The sequence below is a fragment of the Klebsiella sp. KE9456 genome, from assembly GCF_043832615.1.
Classification (GTDB): domain Bacteria; phylum Pseudomonadota; class Gammaproteobacteria; order Enterobacterales; family Enterobacteriaceae; genus Klebsiella; species Klebsiella indica.
On record NZ_JBDYQK010000023.1, the window covers coordinates 1 to 15,590 of the forward strand.

Annotated in this window: 15 protein-coding genes, 2 tRNA genes and 1 rRNA gene; 14 read left to right on the plus strand and 4 right to left on the minus strand. The window is 52.6% G+C overall.

The window, feature by feature from the left end; genetic code table 11:
- Nucleotides 1–2 precede the first annotated feature (2 nt).
- From rrf to ABK821_RS20305, 3 genes are all read left to right on the plus strand, one after another.
- Nucleotides 3–118 (plus strand): 5S ribosomal RNA (rrf, locus tag ABK821_RS20295).
- Nucleotides 119–174: 56 nt separating this feature from the next.
- Nucleotides 175–251, plus strand: a tRNA-Asp gene (locus tag ABK821_RS20300).
- A gap of 51 nt (nucleotides 252–302) precedes the next feature.
- Nucleotides 303–378: transfer RNA gene (locus ABK821_RS20305), tRNA-Trp, on the plus strand.
- Between the two features lie 84 nt (nucleotides 379–462).
- Here ABK821_RS20305 and hdfR read toward each other — a convergent pair.
- A complete protein-coding gene (gene hdfR / locus ABK821_RS20310) occupies nucleotides 463–1,284 on the minus strand; it encodes an HTH-type transcriptional regulator HdfR (RefSeq protein WP_138363231.1) in 822 nt (273 codons plus the stop codon).
- Nucleotides 1,285–1,401: 117 nt separating this feature from the next.
- Between hdfR and ABK821_RS20315 the strand changes: the two genes are divergently transcribed.
- A complete protein-coding gene (locus ABK821_RS20315; RefSeq protein WP_138363230.1) occupies nucleotides 1,402–1,740 on the plus strand; it encodes a DUF413 domain-containing protein in 339 nt (112 codons plus the stop codon).
- A gap of 23 nt (nucleotides 1,741–1,763) precedes the next feature.
- Here the strand turns inward: ABK821_RS20315 and ABK821_RS20320 are convergent, their stop codons facing one another.
- Complete coding sequence (locus tag ABK821_RS20320; RefSeq protein ID WP_138363229.1) at nucleotides 1,764–3,284, minus strand: YifB family Mg chelatase-like AAA ATPase; 1,521 nt, start codon at nucleotides 3,282–3,284, stop codon at nucleotides 1,764–1,766.
- Nucleotides 3,285–3,635: 351 nt separating this feature from the next.
- Here ABK821_RS20320 and ilvL point away from each other — a divergent pair, with 351 nt between their 5' ends.
- The 6 genes from ilvL (at nucleotide 3,636) to ilvA (ending at nucleotide 10,179) form a co-directional block, all read left to right on the plus strand.
- Nucleotides 3,636–3,734, plus strand: coding sequence for an ilv operon leader peptide (gene ilvL / locus ABK821_RS20325; RefSeq protein WP_063085300.1), 99 nt, complete (start codon nucleotides 3,636–3,638; stop codon nucleotides 3,732–3,734).
- 139 nt (nucleotides 3,735–3,873) lie between these two features.
- The gene (gene ilvG, locus ABK821_RS20330; RefSeq protein ID WP_343178643.1) at nucleotides 3,874–5,520 is read left to right on the plus strand and encodes an acetolactate synthase 2 catalytic subunit; all 1,647 of its coding nucleotides are present in this window, start codon (nucleotides 3,874–3,876) and stop codon (nucleotides 5,518–5,520) included.
- Entirely contained in the window at nucleotides 5,517–5,774 is a 258-nt protein-coding gene (gene ilvM / locus ABK821_RS20335) for an acetolactate synthase 2 small subunit (protein WP_138363227.1), read from the plus strand. The genes ilvG and ilvM overlap by 4 nt, the downstream gene beginning before the upstream one ends.
- A 16-nt stretch (nucleotides 5,775–5,790) precedes the next feature.
- Nucleotides 5,791–6,726, plus strand: a complete 936-nt coding sequence (ilvE, locus tag ABK821_RS20340; RefSeq protein ID WP_138363226.1) for a branched-chain-amino-acid transaminase — start codon at nucleotides 5,791–5,793, stop codon at nucleotides 6,724–6,726.
- A 55-nt stretch (nucleotides 6,727–6,781) separates the two neighbouring features.
- Nucleotides 6,782–8,632, plus strand: coding sequence for a dihydroxy-acid dehydratase (gene ilvD / locus ABK821_RS20345; protein ID WP_395034095.1), 1,851 nt, complete (start codon nucleotides 6,782–6,784; stop codon nucleotides 8,630–8,632).
- A gap of 2 nt (nucleotides 8,633–8,634) precedes the next feature.
- Complete coding sequence (gene ilvA, locus ABK821_RS20350; RefSeq protein WP_343178641.1) at nucleotides 8,635–10,179, plus strand: threonine ammonia-lyase, biosynthetic; 1,545 nt, start codon at nucleotides 8,635–8,637, stop codon at nucleotides 10,177–10,179.
- On the opposite strand, the gene ilvY is transcribed toward ilvA, so the two are convergent.
- Nucleotides 10,176–11,066: an HTH-type transcriptional activator IlvY gene (gene ilvY, locus ABK821_RS20355; RefSeq protein ID WP_142503275.1), complete on the minus strand. Its 891-nt coding sequence runs from the start codon at nucleotides 11,064–11,066 to the stop codon at nucleotides 10,176–10,178. The two genes, ilvA and ilvY, sit on opposite strands and share 4 nt — an antisense overlap.
- Nucleotides 11,067–11,298: 232 nt before the next feature.
- Here ilvY and ilvC point away from each other — a divergent pair, with 232 nt between their 5' ends.
- Nucleotides 11,299–12,774, plus strand: coding sequence for a ketol-acid reductoisomerase (gene ilvC / locus ABK821_RS20360; protein WP_142503274.1), 1,476 nt, complete (start codon nucleotides 11,299–11,301; stop codon nucleotides 12,772–12,774).
- A gap of 122 nt (nucleotides 12,775–12,896) precedes the next feature.
- Here the strand turns inward: ilvC and ppiC are convergent, their stop codons facing one another.
- A complete protein-coding gene (gene ppiC / locus ABK821_RS20365) occupies nucleotides 12,897–13,178 on the minus strand; it encodes a peptidylprolyl isomerase PpiC (RefSeq protein WP_001140251.1) in 282 nt (93 codons plus the stop codon).
- 194 nt (nucleotides 13,179–13,372) lie between these two features.
- On the opposite strand from ppiC, the gene ABK821_RS20370 reads away from it, so the two are divergent.
- The 3 genes from ABK821_RS20370 to pnuC are packed head-to-tail and all read left to right on the plus strand — an operon-like array spanning nucleotide 13,373 to nucleotide 15,581.
- Nucleotides 13,373–14,077 carry a Crp/Fnr family transcriptional regulator gene (locus ABK821_RS20370; protein WP_142503273.1) on the plus strand — a complete coding sequence of 235 codons (705 nt, stop codon included), beginning with the start codon at nucleotides 13,373–13,375 and terminating at the stop codon, nucleotides 14,075–14,077.
- A gap of 26 nt (nucleotides 14,078–14,103) precedes the next feature.
- Nucleotides 14,104–14,853 carry a nucleoside phosphorylase gene (locus ABK821_RS20375; RefSeq protein WP_171034959.1) on the plus strand — a complete coding sequence of 250 codons (750 nt, stop codon included), beginning with the start codon at nucleotides 14,104–14,106 and terminating at the stop codon, nucleotides 14,851–14,853.
- A complete protein-coding gene (gene pnuC, locus ABK821_RS20380; RefSeq protein WP_138363232.1) occupies nucleotides 14,853–15,581 on the plus strand; it encodes a nicotinamide riboside transporter PnuC in 729 nt (242 codons plus the stop codon). The genes ABK821_RS20375 and pnuC overlap by 1 nt, the downstream gene beginning before the upstream one ends.
- Nucleotides 15,582–15,590 lie beyond the last annotated feature (9 nt).

Consider the following 15,590-nt stretch of genomic DNA (forward strand, 5'->3'; position numbering starts at 1 on the left):
TGCCTGGCGGCCGTAGCGCGGTGGTCCCACCTGACCCCATGCCGAACTCAGAAGTGAAACGCCGTAGCGCCGATGGTAGTGTGGGGTCTCCCCATGCGAGAGTAGGGAACTGCCAGGCATCAAATTAAGCAGTCACACCGGGGCATAAAACCGGTGGTTGCAGAAGTATTCGGTGGAGCGGTAGTTCAGTCGGTTAGAATACCTGCCTGTCACGCAGGGGGTCGCGGGTTCGAGTCCCGTCCGTTCCGCCACTTATTAGAAAATTAAGCCTGCTATTTAGCAGGCTTAATGATAAGAAATTTAGGGGCGTAGCTCAGTTGGTAGAGCACCGGTCTCCAAAACCGGGTGTCGCGAGTTCGAGTCTCTCCGCCCCTGCCATATAATAATCCTTTGCTCAGGCAAAGGATTTTTTTTGATTTAAATTTCCCTGCCCGATAATCCCCCGTCCGTGGAGGATTAAATCTATCCCAATATGTTATTTTTCAGGATATCGCGAATCTGCGCTTGTTTGTCACTGTTTTGCAGCCAAATCGCAAAGAGAGGCCTTGAAAGCATCGTACTATCCGTCACTGCATGTAGGTTATTTTTCTCCTGCGCCCAGCGTACCGGTAACCATGTACATCCTTTGAGCAAACTGAGCTGCCGGTATGCTAATTCAGCGGAACTGGTGGTGAGTAGAGGAATATCATCATTACCAATCAACCCGACTTCATTTTGTTGAAAGTCAGGTCCCCATTCCAGACGCAAGTAATTCAATTCATTTTTATTTTTAGCTGGTGATGTACAAAAAAGTCCCAGTGTGAAATGCCCAAGCAACTGGCTGCTTAGTTCATCCATCTTCGGTGATTCTGTCGTGATCAGTAGATCAAGCTGACGTTCATGTAATTGTTTTACCAGCGACTGGCGCTGTGCGATCCGTGCTTCGAACTGCAGTCCATCGGATTCGGTATAAAGTTTTCCCAGCCACTCGTTAAGCAGGCATTCCCAAAGAGAGGCGCTGGCACCGATCGAAAATTCATTATGTCGGGAAGAATTTGCCACCTCTTTACGCGCAGCCTGCCAGGTATTCATCAGGGTTTCGGCATACGGCAATAGTTTCTCTCCGGCTGGGGTCAGGCGGATATTATTGCGATGACGAGTAAAAAGATTCACTCCGAGCTGGTTTTCCAGTTGACGAATACGAAAGCTAACTGCTGACTGCGTCAGATAAAGCGCCTCCGCGGCTCGGCCAAAGTGGCGAGTTCTGCTCACCTCAAGGAAAGTTTTGAGCAATTCCGTATCCACACTTTTCTCCGCAAAATTATTTGTCGTGATGATTTAAATGTTTTGTTTGACGCTCTGTCAAGCGTAACTAATACTCCGCGCCATAAATAGCTCGGCCAAAAATCAGGAGCGTGTAGGATGGCGGAAAGCTTTACGACAACTAATCGTTTTTTCGACAATAAAAATTATCCGCGCGGGTTTTCCCGTCATGGAGATTTCACCATCAAAGAGGCGCAACTGCTGGAACGTTATGGTTATGCCTTTAATGAACTGGAACTGGGTAAACGCGAGCCTGTTACCGAAGAAGAAAAACAGTTTGTTTCGGTGTGCCGTGGAGAACGTGAGCCCGCAACGGAAGCAGAGCGCGTCTGGATTAAGTATATGGCACGTATTAAGCGTCCGAAGCGTTTCCACACCTTATCCGGCGGTAAACCGCAGGTGGAAGGCGCGGAAGATTACACTGAAAGTGATGATTAAGAAAAAAGGGCGAAAGCCCTTTTTTAGACCATCAATTTTTGTAGATGGCCTAACATCCGATCTATCGCCCGGTAACTCAGAGCCTCCTGTAAATGAGGGCGTTCGATATGTTCCACTTCTCCAATATCAGCAATGGTTCGGGCAACTTTAATAAGCCGTTGCCACGCTCGTATAGAAAGCCCAAGTTGCACTAAAGTTTGTTCCAGCCAGATAGCGTCATCTTTATGGAGACGACACCAGATTTTCATCTCGTTATTTCCCAGATGTGCATTAAGTTTATTCTGTCGGGATAGTTGCTTTTTGCGTGCAATCAGAACCCGCTGTCGTACGCTGGCACTCTCTTCCTCTTTGCTGGTTCCCTGGCTTAGTACTCCCGGCGGCGGTAAAGGTATTTCCAGAGAGAGATCGAAGCGGTCAAGAAACGGGCCTGATAATCGCGCGAGGTAACGCAGGATTTGTTCTGGCGAAGTTCTGTTATGATGACCCTGATAATGCCCTGTGGGGCTGGGATTCATTGCTGCAATAAGTTGAAAACGAGCGGGGTAATCGATCTTTGCACGTGCGCGCGCGATATGAATTATTCCTGACTCGATCGGCTCTCGCAATGCATCCAGCACCCTGCGCTCGAATTCTGGCAATTCATCAAGGAATAAAACCCCGTTATGGGCAAGGGAAATTTCACCAGGAACCGGAATTGAGCCGCCTCCCACCATAGCTGCAAGCGATGCACTATGATGTGGCGCTCTGAACGGCCTGCGACGCCACTGTTTTGTCGCATTACTGGAATTGACCAGGCTGAGTATTGCCGCACTCTCCAGGGCTTCTTGATTACTCAATGGCGGTAGAAGGCCAGGGAGCCGGCTGGCGAGCATTGTTTTGCCTGTTCCGGGAGGGCCAATCAATAGCAGGTTATGCCCGCCCGCGGCGGTGATTTCCAGCGCTCGTTTTCCCTGTTGTTGACCAATAACATCACGGAGATCTGACGATACTTCGTTTGAATACTCGACTTCTGATGGGGGATGATTTAACGCGGTTCGACCTTCAAGAAAAGCGCAAACTTCCTGCAGATGCCCGGCAATAAAGCAGTCATCACCACCGATTAATCCGACCTCAACGGCGTTTTCATCGGAGACAACGATCTTTCGGCCTGCGTTGATTGCCTCCATTGCGCTGGATATCGCCCCAGGAACGCCACGCAGAGCGCCTGTAAGCGCCAGTTCGCCGACAAACTCACATTGACTTAACCTGGTGGCATTAAGCTGCTCTGATGCCACCAGAAGCGCGAGAGCGATAGGTAAATCATATCTTCCCCCTTCTTTGGGAAGATCGGCTGGAGCCAGATTAAGCGTGATTTTTTTCGCCGGCCAGGTGTAACCACTATTAATGATCGCACTACGTACCCGGTCACGCGCTTCTTTGACCGTTGTTTCCGGAAGCCCGACCATTGTCAAACCAGGAAGCCCGTTACTGATATGAACTTCGATAGTGATGAGCGGGGCGCTGATTCCGAGAGCGGCGCGTGTGTAAACAATGGCAAGTGACATAAAACCTCCTGAGAGCAGGAATTATGTCGGGGAATTTTCATCGAGTAATTTGGCAATATTAAATTTTAGATGCCTCCTCCCGGCCAACTTTTTGTCGATCGCCATGTTTCACTCATTCCGGAAGCTGATTTGCAGTGGGCAACTGTAGGTTGGCGGTAATCAGAAAGTGTTGTGGTTCATGCCGCAAATTGAAATATTTTCATTTCATGTTTTTCTTATTAAAAACAATTGTTTTTTCATAAATAGTTAGCACGATAACAAAATGGCTCATAAAAAAATCTTGTGTTAACAGCAATATCTATGGTAACTCTTTAGGTATTCCTTCGAACATGAAGTCAGAAAGAACATAAAATGACAGTCCTTCTACGAGTGATTAGCCTGGTCGTGATTAGCGTGGTGGTGATTATTATCCCACCGTGCGGGGCTGCACTTGGACGAGGAAAGGCTTAAAAATCAAGCCTTAACGAACTAAGACCCCCGCACCGAAAGGTCCGGGGGTTTTTTTATAACTGAAAAACAGAAATGGGGAGCAGATAATGAGTTTTAGCATAAAATTCTGTTTCCCTCGATCTACGACGGGGAAGTAACTATGAATGGGGCGCAATGGGTAGTGCATGCTTTGCGAGCACAGGGAGTTGATACTGTTTTTGGCTACCCGGGTGGCGCAATTATGCCGGTTTATGATGCATTGTATGACGGTGGTGTGGAGCATTTATTGTGTCGGCACGAACAAGGCGCAGCAATGGCAGCTATCGGCTATGCGCGAGCCACTGGCAAAACTGGCGTATGTATCGCTACCTCTGGCCCTGGTGCGACCAATCTGATCACCGGCCTGGCTGACGCACTGCTTGATTCTGTTCCTGTTGTTGCTGTTACTGGTCAGGTTGCCGCTCCGTTCATTGGTACTGATGCATTCCAGGAAGTGGATGTCCTTGGGTTATCGCTGGCTTGTACTAAACACAGTTTTTTGGTGCAGTCTCTGGAAGAGCTGCCGCGCGTTATCGCTGAAGCTTTCCATGTGGCAAATTCAGGCCGTCCTGGGCCGGTGCTGATTGATATCCCGAAAGATATCCAGCTGGCTCAGGGGGAACTCGATCCGCATTTCTCGATGGTCGCCGATGATGTTGACTTCCCGAGTGCGGATATTGAATGCGCGCTGCAGATGCTGGCTCAGTCGCAGAAGCCAATGTTATACGTTGGCGGTGGTGTGGGTATGGCTCAGGCTGTACCGGCGCTGCGCGAATTTCTTGCCGTCACGCAAATGCCAGTGACCTCCACCCTGAAAGGGTTGGGCGTTGTGAATGCGGATTATCCGTACTATCTGGGAATGCTGGGAATGCACGGCACCAAAGCGGCTAACATCGCGGTACAGGAATGTGACCTGCTTATCGCAGTCGGCGCCCGCTTTGATGACCGCGTGACAGGTAAGCTGAATACTTTTGCTCCGCATGCCAGCGTTATTCATATGGATATCGATCCAGCCGAGCTGAACAAGTTGCGTCAGGCGCATATTGGCCTGACCGGCGATCTGAATGTGATGCTACCTGCGTTGCAGCAGCCGCTGTCTGTTGATATCTGGCGTCAGCGTATTGCAGCTCTGCGTGCTGAGCACGCCTGGCGCTACGATCATCCTGGCGAGACTATCTACGCTCCGCTGTTGCTGAAGCAGCTTTCCGAACGTAAACCGGCAGATTGTGTTGTCACAACCGATGTCGGGCAACATCAGATGTGGTCAGCGCAGCATATGACCTATACGCGTCCGGAGAATTTCATTACCTCCAGCGGATTAGGCACCATGGGCTTTGGCCTGCCCGCGGCGGTCGGTGCGCAGGTGGCTCGCCCTAATGATACGGTTATCTGTATCTCCGGTGACGGTTCCTTCATGATGAATGTACAGGAGCTGGGCACCGTAAAACGCAGGCAGTTGCCACTGAAGATTGTTTTACTCGATAACCAGCGGTTAGGAATGGTACGACAATGGCAGCAATTGTTTTTTCAGGAACGATACAGCGAAACCACCCTTACTGATAACCCCGATTTCCTTACTCTGGCCAGCGCCTTTGGCATCCCTGGTCAATATATTACCCGTAAAGACCAGGTTGAAGCGGCACTCGACACCATGCTTTCGAGCCAGGGGCCTTATCTGCTTCATGTCTCAATCGACGAACTTGAGAATGTCTGGCCGTTGGTGCCGCCCGGTGCCAGTAACGCAGAAATGCTGGAGAAATTATCATGATGCAACATCAGGTCGCCTTGCAGGCTCGCTTTAATCCCGAAACGTTAGAACGTGTACTGCGCGTTGTGCGCCATCGCGGATTCCAGGTTTGCGCTATGAATATGGAAGCCGCCGCGGATACCCGGAATATTAATATTGAACTGACCGTTGCCAGCCAGCGGCCAGTCGAATTACTGTTTAGTCAATTAAGCAAACTGGTGGACGTTGCCTGCGTCGAGATCCAGCAACCAACATCACAACAAATTCGCGCCTGAGCGCAAAGGAAGAAAAATGACGACGAAAAAAGCTGACTACATTTGGTTCAATGGTGAGATGGTTCCGTGGGGCGAGGCGAAAGTTCACGTGATGTCCCATGCGCTGCATTACGGAACTTCTGTATTTGAAGGTATCCGCTGCTACGATTCTCATAAAGGGCCGGTGGTGTTCCGTCATCGTGAACATATGCAGCGTTTGCATGATTCAGCCAAAATCTACCGTTTCCCGGTTTCTCAGAGCATTGATGAACTGATGGAGGCCTGCCGCGAAGTTCTTCGTAAAAACAATCTGACCAGCGCCTATATTCGTCCGTTAATTTTTGTTGGCGATGTTGGCATGGGGGTTAACCCGCCGGATGGTTACAATACTGACGTCATTATCGCCGCCTTCCCGTGGGGAGCTTATCTGGGAGCTGAAGCGCTGGATCAGGGGATCGATGCGATGGTTTCTTCCTGGAACCGCGCTGCGCCAAACACAATCCCAACCGCGGCCAAAGCGGGTGGTAACTACCTGTCTTCTTTGCTGGTCGGTAGTGAAGCGCGCCGTCATGGCTATCAGGAAGGTATCGCGCTGGACGTAAATGGCTATATTTCTGAAGGCGCAGGTGAAAACCTGTTTGAAGTGAAAGATGGCATATTATTTACCCCGCCGTTCACCTCTTCCGCGCTACCGGGCATTACCCGTGACGCGATTATCAAGCTGGCGAAAGAGCTAGGTATTGAAGTGCGTGAGCAGGTTCTGTCTCGCGAGTCACTGTACCTGGCTGACGAAGTCTTTATGTCCGGCACTGCCGCAGAAATCACGCCGGTACGCAGCGTTGATGGTATTCAGGTTGGTGAAGGTCGCTGTGGTCCGGTCACCAAACGCATTCAGCAAGCATTTTTTGGCCTCTTTACCGGTGAAACCGAAGATAAATGGGGCTGGTTGGATCAGGTTAATCAAAAAGCATAAAAAGATGGGGCGATACGCAGCGCCCCATTTAACAAAAACTGGGAGTAACTAAAGCATGCCTAAGTACCGTTCCGCCACCACCACTCATGGTCGTAATATGGCGGGTGCCCGCGCGTTATGGCGCGCCACTGGAATGACCGATGCTGATTTCGGTAAGCCGATTATCGCTGTTGTGAACTCCTTCACCCAGTTTGTGCCGGGTCACGTACATCTTCGCGATCTCGGTAAGCTGGTTGCTGAGCAAATTGAAGCCGCGGGTGGTGTCGCTAAAGAATTTAACACCATTGCGGTGGATGATGGGATCGCTATGGGTCACGGGGGCATGCTTTATTCACTGCCGTCTCGCGAACTGATCGCCGACTCGGTGGAGTATATGGTGAACGCCCATTGCGCTGATGCGATGGTCTGTATCTCCAACTGCGATAAAATCACCCCGGGGATGTTGATGGCGTCTCTGCGCCTGAATATCCCGGTGATTTTTGTTTCCGGCGGCCCGATGGAAGCCGGGAAAACCAAACTTTCCGATCGGATCATTAAGCTCGATTTGGTTGATGCGATGATTCAGGGCGCAGACCCGAAAGTCACCGATGACCAGAGCAATCAGGTTGAACGTTCCGCCTGTCCGACCTGCGGCTCCTGCTCCGGGATGTTCACCGCAAACTCCATGAACTGCCTGACCGAAGCGCTGGGTCTGTCGCAACCCGGTAACGGCTCATTGCTGGCAACCCACGCTGACCGTAAGCAACTGTTCGTCAATGCCGGCAAGCGCATCGTTGAGCTGACTAAACGTTACTACGAGCAGGATGATGCGTCCGCGCTGCCGCGTAATATTGCCAGCAAAGCGGCATTTGAAAACGCGATGACGCTGGATATCGCTATGGGTGGTTCCACCAATACCGTACTGCACCTGCTGGCAGCGGCGCAGGAAGCAGAAATTGACTTCACAATGAGCGATATCGATAAGCTTTCCCGTAGAGTACCGCAGTTGTGTAAGGTTGCGCCAAGTACGCAAAAATACCATATGGAAGATGTCCACCGTGCGGGCGGCGTGCTGGGTATTCTTGGCGAGCTGGATCGCGCCGGGCTGATGAATCGTGATGTGAAAAACATTCTTGGCCTGACGCTGTCGCAGACGCTGGAGCAGTATGACGTTATGGTCAGTCAGGATGACGCGGTGAAGCAGATGTTTCGTGCTGGGCCGGCGGGTATCCGCACAACTCAGGCCTTTTCCCAGGATTGCCGCTGGGACACGCTGGATACTGACCGCGCCGAAGGCTGCATTCGTTCGCTGGAGCATGCCTACAGCAAAGATGGCGGTCTGGCGGTGCTCTACGGTAACTTCGCTGAAAACGGTTGTATCGTAAAAACCGCAGGTGTGGATGACAGCATTCTGAAATTTACCGGCCCGGCGAAAGTCTATGAAAACCAGGATGATGCCGTTGAGGCGATTCTTGGCGGTAAAGTGGTTGCCGGTGATGTGGTGGTTATTCGCTACGAAGGGCCGAAAGGTGGCCCGGGCATGCAGGAGATGCTCTATCCGACCAGCTTCCTGAAATCAATGGGCCTGGGGAAAGCCTGTGCGTTGATTACCGATGGACGTTTCTCTGGTGGTACGTCTGGGCTTTCCATCGGTCATGTTTCGCCGGAAGCGGCGAGCGGCGGCAATATCGCGCTTATTGAAGATGGCGACACTATTGCTATTGATATTCCTAATCGTAGTATTCAACTGCAACTCAGCGATGTTGAGATTGCCGCGCGTCGTGAAGCTCAGGAGGCTCGCGGTGATCGGGCCTGGACGCCGAAAGATCGCAATCGTCAGGTTTCCTTCGCCCTCCGCGCCTACGCCAGTCTGGCGACCAGCGCTGATAAGGGCGCCGTGCGCGATAAATCGAAACTTGGGGGTTAATGATGGCCGAGTCACAACCCCTGTCTGCCGCCCCTGAGGGGGCGGAATACCTCAGGGCGGTACTGCGCGCGCCAGTATATGAAGCGGCACAGATCACGCCGCTACAAAAAATGGAAAAGCTCTCATCGCGTCTTGATAATGTTGTCCTGGTGAAGCGTGAAGATCGCCAGCCGGTACACAGCTTTAAGCTGCGTGGGGCGTATGCCATGATGGCGGGGCTGACTGAAGAGCAAAAATCTCATGGCGTGATTACCGCGTCGGCGGGGAATCATGCTCAGGGTGTGGCTTTCTCCGCTTCTCGTCTCGGCGTGAAGGCGCTTATCGTGATGCCGGTGGCGACAGCGGATATCAAAGTCGACGCTGTTCGCGGTTTTGGTGGTGAAGTGCTGTTGCACGGGGCTAACTTTGACGAAGCAAAAGCGAAAGCGATTGAGCTGGCGCAGCAGCAGGGGTTCACCTGGGTTCCGCCGTTCGACCATCCGATGGTGATCGCCGGGCAGGGGACGCTGGCGCTGGAACTGCTGCAGCAGGATGCCCATATTGACCGGGTATTTGTGCCGGTCGGCGGCGGCGGTCTGGCTGCTGGCGTCGCGGTGCTGATCAAACAGCTGATGCCGCAAATCAAAGTCATCGCTGTCGAAGCCGAAGATTCAGCTTGCCTGAAAGCCGCGCTGGAGGCCGGGCATCCGGTTGATTTACCTCGCGTCGGGTTGTTTGCCGAAGGCGTGGCGGTTAAACGCATCGGCGATGAGACTTTTCGTCTGTGTCAGGAGTATCTGGACGACATCGTGACCGTGGATAGCGATGCGATCTGTGCCGCGATGAAAGATCTGTTTGAAGATGTGCGTGCGGTGGCGGAACCTTCCGGCGCGCTGGCGCTGGCGGGAATGAAAAAATACATCGCTCAGCATAACATTCGTGGTGAACGTCTGGCGCATGTGCTTTCCGGCGCTAACGTCAATTTTCACGGTCTGCGCTACGTTTCCGAGCGTTGTGAGTTAGGGGAACAACGCGAAGCGCTGCTGGCGGTAACCATCCCGGAAGAAAAAGGTAGCTTTCTCAAGTTCTGCCAGTTGCTGGGCGGTCGATCTGTCACCGAGTTCAACTACCGTTTCGCTGATGCGCAAAACGCCTGTATTTTTGTCGGGGTGCGCCTGAGTCGCGGTCTGGAAGAGCGTGAAGAGATTCTCGATCTGCTGCGTGAAGGCGGCTACAGCGTGGTTGATCTCTCTGACGATGAAATGGCGAAACTGCATGTGCGCTATATGGTCGGTGGGCGTCCGTCAAAACCGTTGCAGGAACGTCTGTACAGTTTTGAATTTCCGGAATCCCCCGGCGCGCTGCTGAAGTTTCTTCACACGCTGGGCACTCACTGGAATATTTCCCTGTTCCACTATCGCAGCCACGGCACCGATTATGGGCGCGTACTGGCGGCATTCGAACTTGGCGATCATGAACCTGATTTCGAAACCCGTTTGCATGAACTGGGCTACGATTGCCACGATGAGAGCAATAATCCGGCGTTCCGCTTCTTCCTTGCGGGTTAGTGATTTGGCAATATCTGCCAGAACGCCTCTATAAGCGGCTCATGCAGCCGCTTTTTTTGTGCGCAGACGCCCAGTTCAAACGGCGTTTTCTCATCGCTGCGCTCTAATATCATCACGCGATTACGTACGGGTTCCGGGCTGTTTTCCAGTACCACTTCCGGAATCAGAGCCACGCCGCAGCCGAGTGCGACCATCGAAACCATTGCCTCATGGCCGCCTACGGTGGCGTAAATTGACGGGTTGCTGATCTTATTGCGTCGGAACCAGAGTTCGATGCGGCGGCGAACCGGGCCCTGATCGGCCATGATAAACGGCACCGTTGACCAGTCGGGTTTATCCAGTGAAACCTGATTGCGTACCGGGCAAGGCAAGGCGGGGGCTATCAGCACCACGGCCAGATTCTCCAGCATTGAGAAGGCCACCGCGCCGGGCAGGGTTTCCGGCTTACCGGCGATCGCCAGATCGGCCTCGCCCGTCACCACCTTTTCCATCGCATCGGCGGCATCGCCGGTGGTGAGCTTAATTTCCACTGAGGGATGTTCGGCGCGGAAGCGATCGAGAATCGGAGGAAGGTGGCTATAGGCGGCGGTGACTGAGCAGAAAATATGCAGTTCTCCCGATAGCGACGGGCCCTGCTGGTCAATGGTGTGGCGTAACTGTTGATACTGCAACAGCGTCTGTTGGGCAAAAGTACGCAACTCTTCTCCCGCTTCGGTAAGCGTGACCGTGCGGTTATCGCGAACAAACAATGGCTGCCCGAGGTCTTCTTCGAGGCGCTGAATTTGCCGGGAAAGTGTGGAAGGGCTGACGTGTATCGCCCGCGCGCTGCGGCCAAAATGGCGGCTTTCCGCCAGATGCAGGAAGGTTTTCAGATCGCGTAAATCCACAGATTTTGCTCCAGATTTCTACGTTGCAAAAATTGCAATGTGATGTTGTGAATATATCAATTTCCGCAATAAATTTCCTGTCATATAGTGAGTTCATTCTCTCTTGCACAGACACGGCAAGCGAACCGAACAATATACTCGTTGTCTTTCAAGTCGCAGATGCGTTGCCTTGCCACCTTCCTGCAACCCGAAATTCTTAGAGTAATAACGCACAACATCACGAGGTATCACCATGGCTAACTACTTTAATACACTGAATCTGCGCCAGCAGCTGGCGCAGCTGGGCAAATGTCGCTTTATGGGGCGCGATGAGTTTGCCGATGGCGCAAGCTACCTTCAGGGTAAAAAAGTGGTCATCGTCGGCTGTGGTGCTCAGGGGCTGAACCAGGGCCTGAACATGCGTGACTCCGGTCTGGATATCTCTTACGCGCTGCGTAAAGAAGCGATTGCTGAGAAGCGCGCTTCATGGCGCAAAGCGACTGAAAATGGCTTTCAGGTGGGGACTTACGAAGAACTGATCCCCCAGGCTGACCTGGTGGTTAACCTGACGCCGGACAAACAGCACTCTGACGTGGTGCGTTCCGTGCAGCCGCTGATGAAAGACGGCGCGGCGCTGGGTTACTCTCACGGCTTCAACATCGTTGAAGTGGGCGAGCAGATCCGTAAAGACATCACCGTGGTGATGGTAGCGCCGAAGTGTCCGGGTACCGAAGTACGTGAAGAGTACAAACGTGGTTTCGGTGTTCCGACGCTGATCGCGGTTCACCCGGAAAACGATCCGAAAGGCGAAGGCATGGCGATTGCTAAAGCCTGGGCTGCAGCGACCGGTGGTCATCGTGCGGGCGTGCTGGAGTCTTCCTTCGTTGCGGAAGTGAAATCTGACCTGATGGGCGAGCAGACCATTCTCTGCGGTATGCTGCAGGCGGGTTCTCTGCTGTGCTTCGACAAGCTGGTGGCAGACGGTACCGACCCGGCTTACGCCGAAAAACTGATTCAGTTCGGCTGGGAAACCATCACCGAAGCGCTGAAGCAGGGCGGCATTACGCTGATGATGGATCGCCTGTCCAACCCGGCGAAACTGCGCGCTTACGCGTTGTCCGAACAGTTAAAAGAGATCATGGCGCCGCTGTTCCAGAAACATATGGATGACATCATCTCCGGTGAATTCTCCTCCGGCATGATGGCAGACTGGGCCAACGACGATAAGAAACTGCTGACTTGGCGTGAAGAGACCGGTAAAACCGCATTCGAAACCGCGCCGCAGTTTGAAGGTAAAATCGGCGAGCAGGAGTACTTCGATAAAGGCGTGCTGATGATCGCGATGGTGAAAGCAGGCGTTGAGCTGGCGTTTGAAACCATGGTGGATTCCGGCATCATCGAAGAGTCCGCTTACTATGAATCACTGCACGAACTGCCGCTGATCGCCAACACCATCGCCCGTAAGCGTCTGTACGAAATGAACGTGGTTATCTCCGATACCGCAGAATACGGTAACTACCTGTTCTCTTACGCTTGCGTACCGCTGCTGAAAGAGTTTATGACGACCCTGCAGACCGGCGATTTGGGCAAAGCGATTGCTGAAGGCGCGGTAGACAACGCTCAGTTGCGCGATGTGAACGAAGCGATTCGTGGTCACGCTATTGAGCAGGTTGGTAAGAAACTGCGCGGTTATATGACCGATATGAAGCGTATTGCGGTAGCTGGTTAAATAGGTTGTCGGGTGGGGCTAGCGCTTACCCGACCTACAAAAAGCCATTATTTCGTAGGCCGGATAAGCGCTAGCGCCATCCGGCAAAAAAAGCCCGGTGTTCAGATTCACCGGGCTTTTTATTAGTTGCGATACAGCACTTTAATGATGTGATAACCGAACTGCGTATGCAGCGGGCCGGTGGGTTCCAGCACCGGGCAGGAGAAGACCACTTTGTCGAATGCCGGTACCATCTGGCCCTGGCGGAATTCACCTAAATCGCCGCCGCGTTTACCTGACGGGCAGATTGAATGCTTCTTCGCCAGTTTGCCGAAATCGGCGCCATTTTTGATTTGTTCGAGAAGATCCAGCGCCAGCTTCTCTTCTTTTACCAGGATATGCAGTGCTGCTGCGGTTTTCGCCATTATTTCACTCTCATGTCTCAAAGGTTGCCCGCCACTTTATCATTCCTTAGGGCGTCGGACATATACTCTTCGCCATCGCAGGACAGATGTCCCTCCGGGTTGAATGAACCGGGAGATGAGCAACACTTTTATCAAATATATTTCCTCTTTCACAGGACAGCCGTCCTGTCCCTGCCGTCATGGGGCGAGATAACATGAATACAATGAAAAAAACGGAGTTTTCCGTCGGCTGGTTATCCGGGTTAAGTGAGATTGTTGGCGATCCGCTGCTGTATGAATTACTGAAATACTGTCCTCTGGAAATCATGCAGCGCTGGCGTTTTGAAGAGATCCCGCGTGGCGCTTTTATCTGCCGCCAGGGGGAAGTGTGTCAGCGGTTTTCGCTGATTATTGCCGGTGAGGTTGACGTTTTTTACGAAGCTGAAGATGGGCGCCGCTATCGGCAGGCGCGTTACCGCAAAGGCGACATGCTGGGTGAGCTGGAGATCTTTGAGTCGCGACATTATATCTGCTCTGTTGTCGCGATGGGGCATGTGCGGCTCCTGAGTTTGTCGCAAGAGCATTTCTGCCGCTGGCTGGCTTTAGATAATCATTTTAATCAGCGGATGCTGCGCTTCTTTAGCCAGCAATATTATCAACTGTCGAAAAAGGCCAGCAGCGACAATCTGTACTCGCTATATCAGCGGGTATGTCAGGCATTATGGTTGCGTTATCAACAGGATGGATCGAACAAAATCGTGCTGGACAAGCAGAATCTCAGCCAGGAGTTCGCGGCGACGACCCGCAGTATTAACCGTATTTTGCATGATCTGAAAGCGCTGAGAATTATTGATACCGACGGTGAACGTATTGTGTTGTTAGCCCCTGAAAAATTAAAGCAGGAGGCTGATAACGGATAATCACGAAGAATTAAGGAGACGGGAGAATGTCGCTGCAACCCCATATTCAGTTGAGCAAAGAGATGATCGGTGCGCGATACGCGCTGCTGCCGGGCGATCCGCAGCGGGTCGATCGCATCATCAAATTTCTTGATAATCCCGAGCTGCTTGGCCAGAATCGGGAGTTTCGTGCCGCACGCGGCTGGTATCAGGGCGTTGAGATTTTGGTGCTTTCTACCGGAATCGGCGGGCCATCGACGGCGATTGCGATTGAAGAGCTACGTCAGATCGGCGTAACGACCCTGATTCGTATCGGTAGCTGCGGGGCATTGCAGGATAATCTTGCGCTCGGTGACGTGATTATCGCTCACGCCGCGGTAATGGACGATGGTACCAGCCGAACCTATGCGCCAGAGGGCTACCCGGCCTGCGCTGACCCGCAGCTTACCTGGGAATTGATGGCGCAGGCGCGTCAGATGAATATCCCCGCAGTATGCGGTGTGGTGCGCAGCCATGACAGTTTTTATACCGATCGTGAGGCGGAACTGGATGCACAGTGGTCGGCGCGTGGCATTCTTGGCGCGGATATGGAGAGCGCCGCCCTGATGACCATCGGTTCACTGCGTGGCCTACGCACAGCATCGTTACTTAACGTGGTTGTCGCTCATAACGCCAGCCTGGAGAGCAGCATCAATGATTATGTCCAGCAAGAAGCGTTGTGTCAGCAGGGTGAAGAACGGCAAATTACGTTGGCGCTGCGCGCCATCTATTCCGCTAGCCAGCAAGGAGATCGATGATGGACTTTTTTAGCATTAACAATGTGATGGTCAACATTCCTCTTGGTGAAGGTGGTTATGCATTATCGTGGATTGAAGCCATCGGGACCGTTTTTGGTCTGCTGTGCATCTGGTACGCCAGCCGGGAAAAAATTATCAACTATCTGTTTGGTCTGATTAACGTCACTCTGTTTGCGGCGATTTTTTTCCAGATTCAGCTCTATGCCAGTCTGCTGCTACAGGTGTTTTTCTTCGCCGCCAACATTTATGGCTGGTATGCGTGGAGCCGACAAAACGAGGCGCAAGAGGCTGAACTCAAGGTACGCTGGCTTTCTCGTCAGCAAACCCTGGTGCTGGGCGGCGTCTGCGTGGTGGCGATTATTTTGCTCACGCTGTTTATCGATCCGGTGTTCGCGGCGCTAACCCGCATTATGCTGGCGTTGCTGCATACGGTGGGTATCCAGGTCGCGATGCCAGAACTACAGCCGGACGCATTCCCGTTCTGGGATTCCACCATGCTGGTATTGTCGATCGCGGCGATGGTACTGATGACCCGTAAATATGTGGAAAACTGGCTGCTGTGGGTGGTTATCGACGTGATTAGCGTGGTGATTTACGCGGTGCAGGGGGTCTATGCCATGTCGCTTGAGTATGTCCTGCTGACGGCGATCGCGGTAATGGGCTCGTACAGCTGGATCAAGAGCGCACAGCGTAACGGCTATACGCCGCTTTCCACCAGCGCTTCCTGATTAACGTTC

Excerpts from the sequence above, each read along its gene's own strand:
- ilvA (WP_343178641.1), top strand. The coding sequence starts at position 8,635 with ATGGCCGAGTCACAACCCCTGTCTGCCGCCCCTGAGGGGGCGGAATAC.
- ilvE (WP_138363226.1), top strand. The coding sequence starts at position 5,791 with ATGACGACGAAAAAAGCTGACTACATTTGGTTCAATGGTGAGATGGTT.
- ilvG (WP_343178643.1), top strand. The coding sequence starts at position 3,874 with ATGAATGGGGCGCAATGGGTAGTGCATGCTTTGCGAGCACAGGGAGTT.
- ABK821_RS20315 (WP_138363230.1), top strand. The coding sequence starts at position 1,402 with ATGGCGGAAAGCTTTACGACAACTAATCGTTTTTTCGACAATAAAAAT.
- ilvD (WP_395034095.1), top strand. The coding sequence starts at position 6,782 with ATGCCTAAGTACCGTTCCGCCACCACCACTCATGGTCGTAATATGGCG.
- ABK821_RS20375 (WP_171034959.1), top strand. The coding sequence starts at position 14,104 with ATGTCGCTGCAACCCCATATTCAGTTGAGCAAAGAGATGATCGGTGCG.
- ABK821_RS20370 (WP_142503273.1), top strand. The coding sequence starts at position 13,373 with ATGAATACAATGAAAAAAACGGAGTTTTCCGTCGGCTGGTTATCCGGG.
- pnuC (WP_138363232.1), top strand. The coding sequence starts at position 14,853 with ATGGACTTTTTTAGCATTAACAATGTGATGGTCAACATTCCTCTTGGT.
- ilvC (WP_142503274.1), top strand. The coding sequence starts at position 11,299 with ATGGCTAACTACTTTAATACACTGAATCTGCGCCAGCAGCTGGCGCAG.
- ilvL (WP_063085300.1), top strand. The coding sequence starts at position 3,636 with ATGACAGTCCTTCTACGAGTGATTAGCCTGGTCGTGATTAGCGTGGTG.
- ABK821_RS20320 (WP_138363229.1), bottom strand. The coding sequence starts at position 3,284 with ATGTCACTTGCCATTGTTTACACACGCGCCGCTCTCGGAATCAGCGCC.
- ppiC (WP_001140251.1), bottom strand. The coding sequence starts at position 13,178 with ATGGCGAAAACCGCAGCAGCACTGCATATCCTGGTAAAAGAAGAGAAG.
- ilvM (WP_138363227.1), top strand. The coding sequence starts at position 5,517 with ATGATGCAACATCAGGTCGCCTTGCAGGCTCGCTTTAATCCCGAAACG.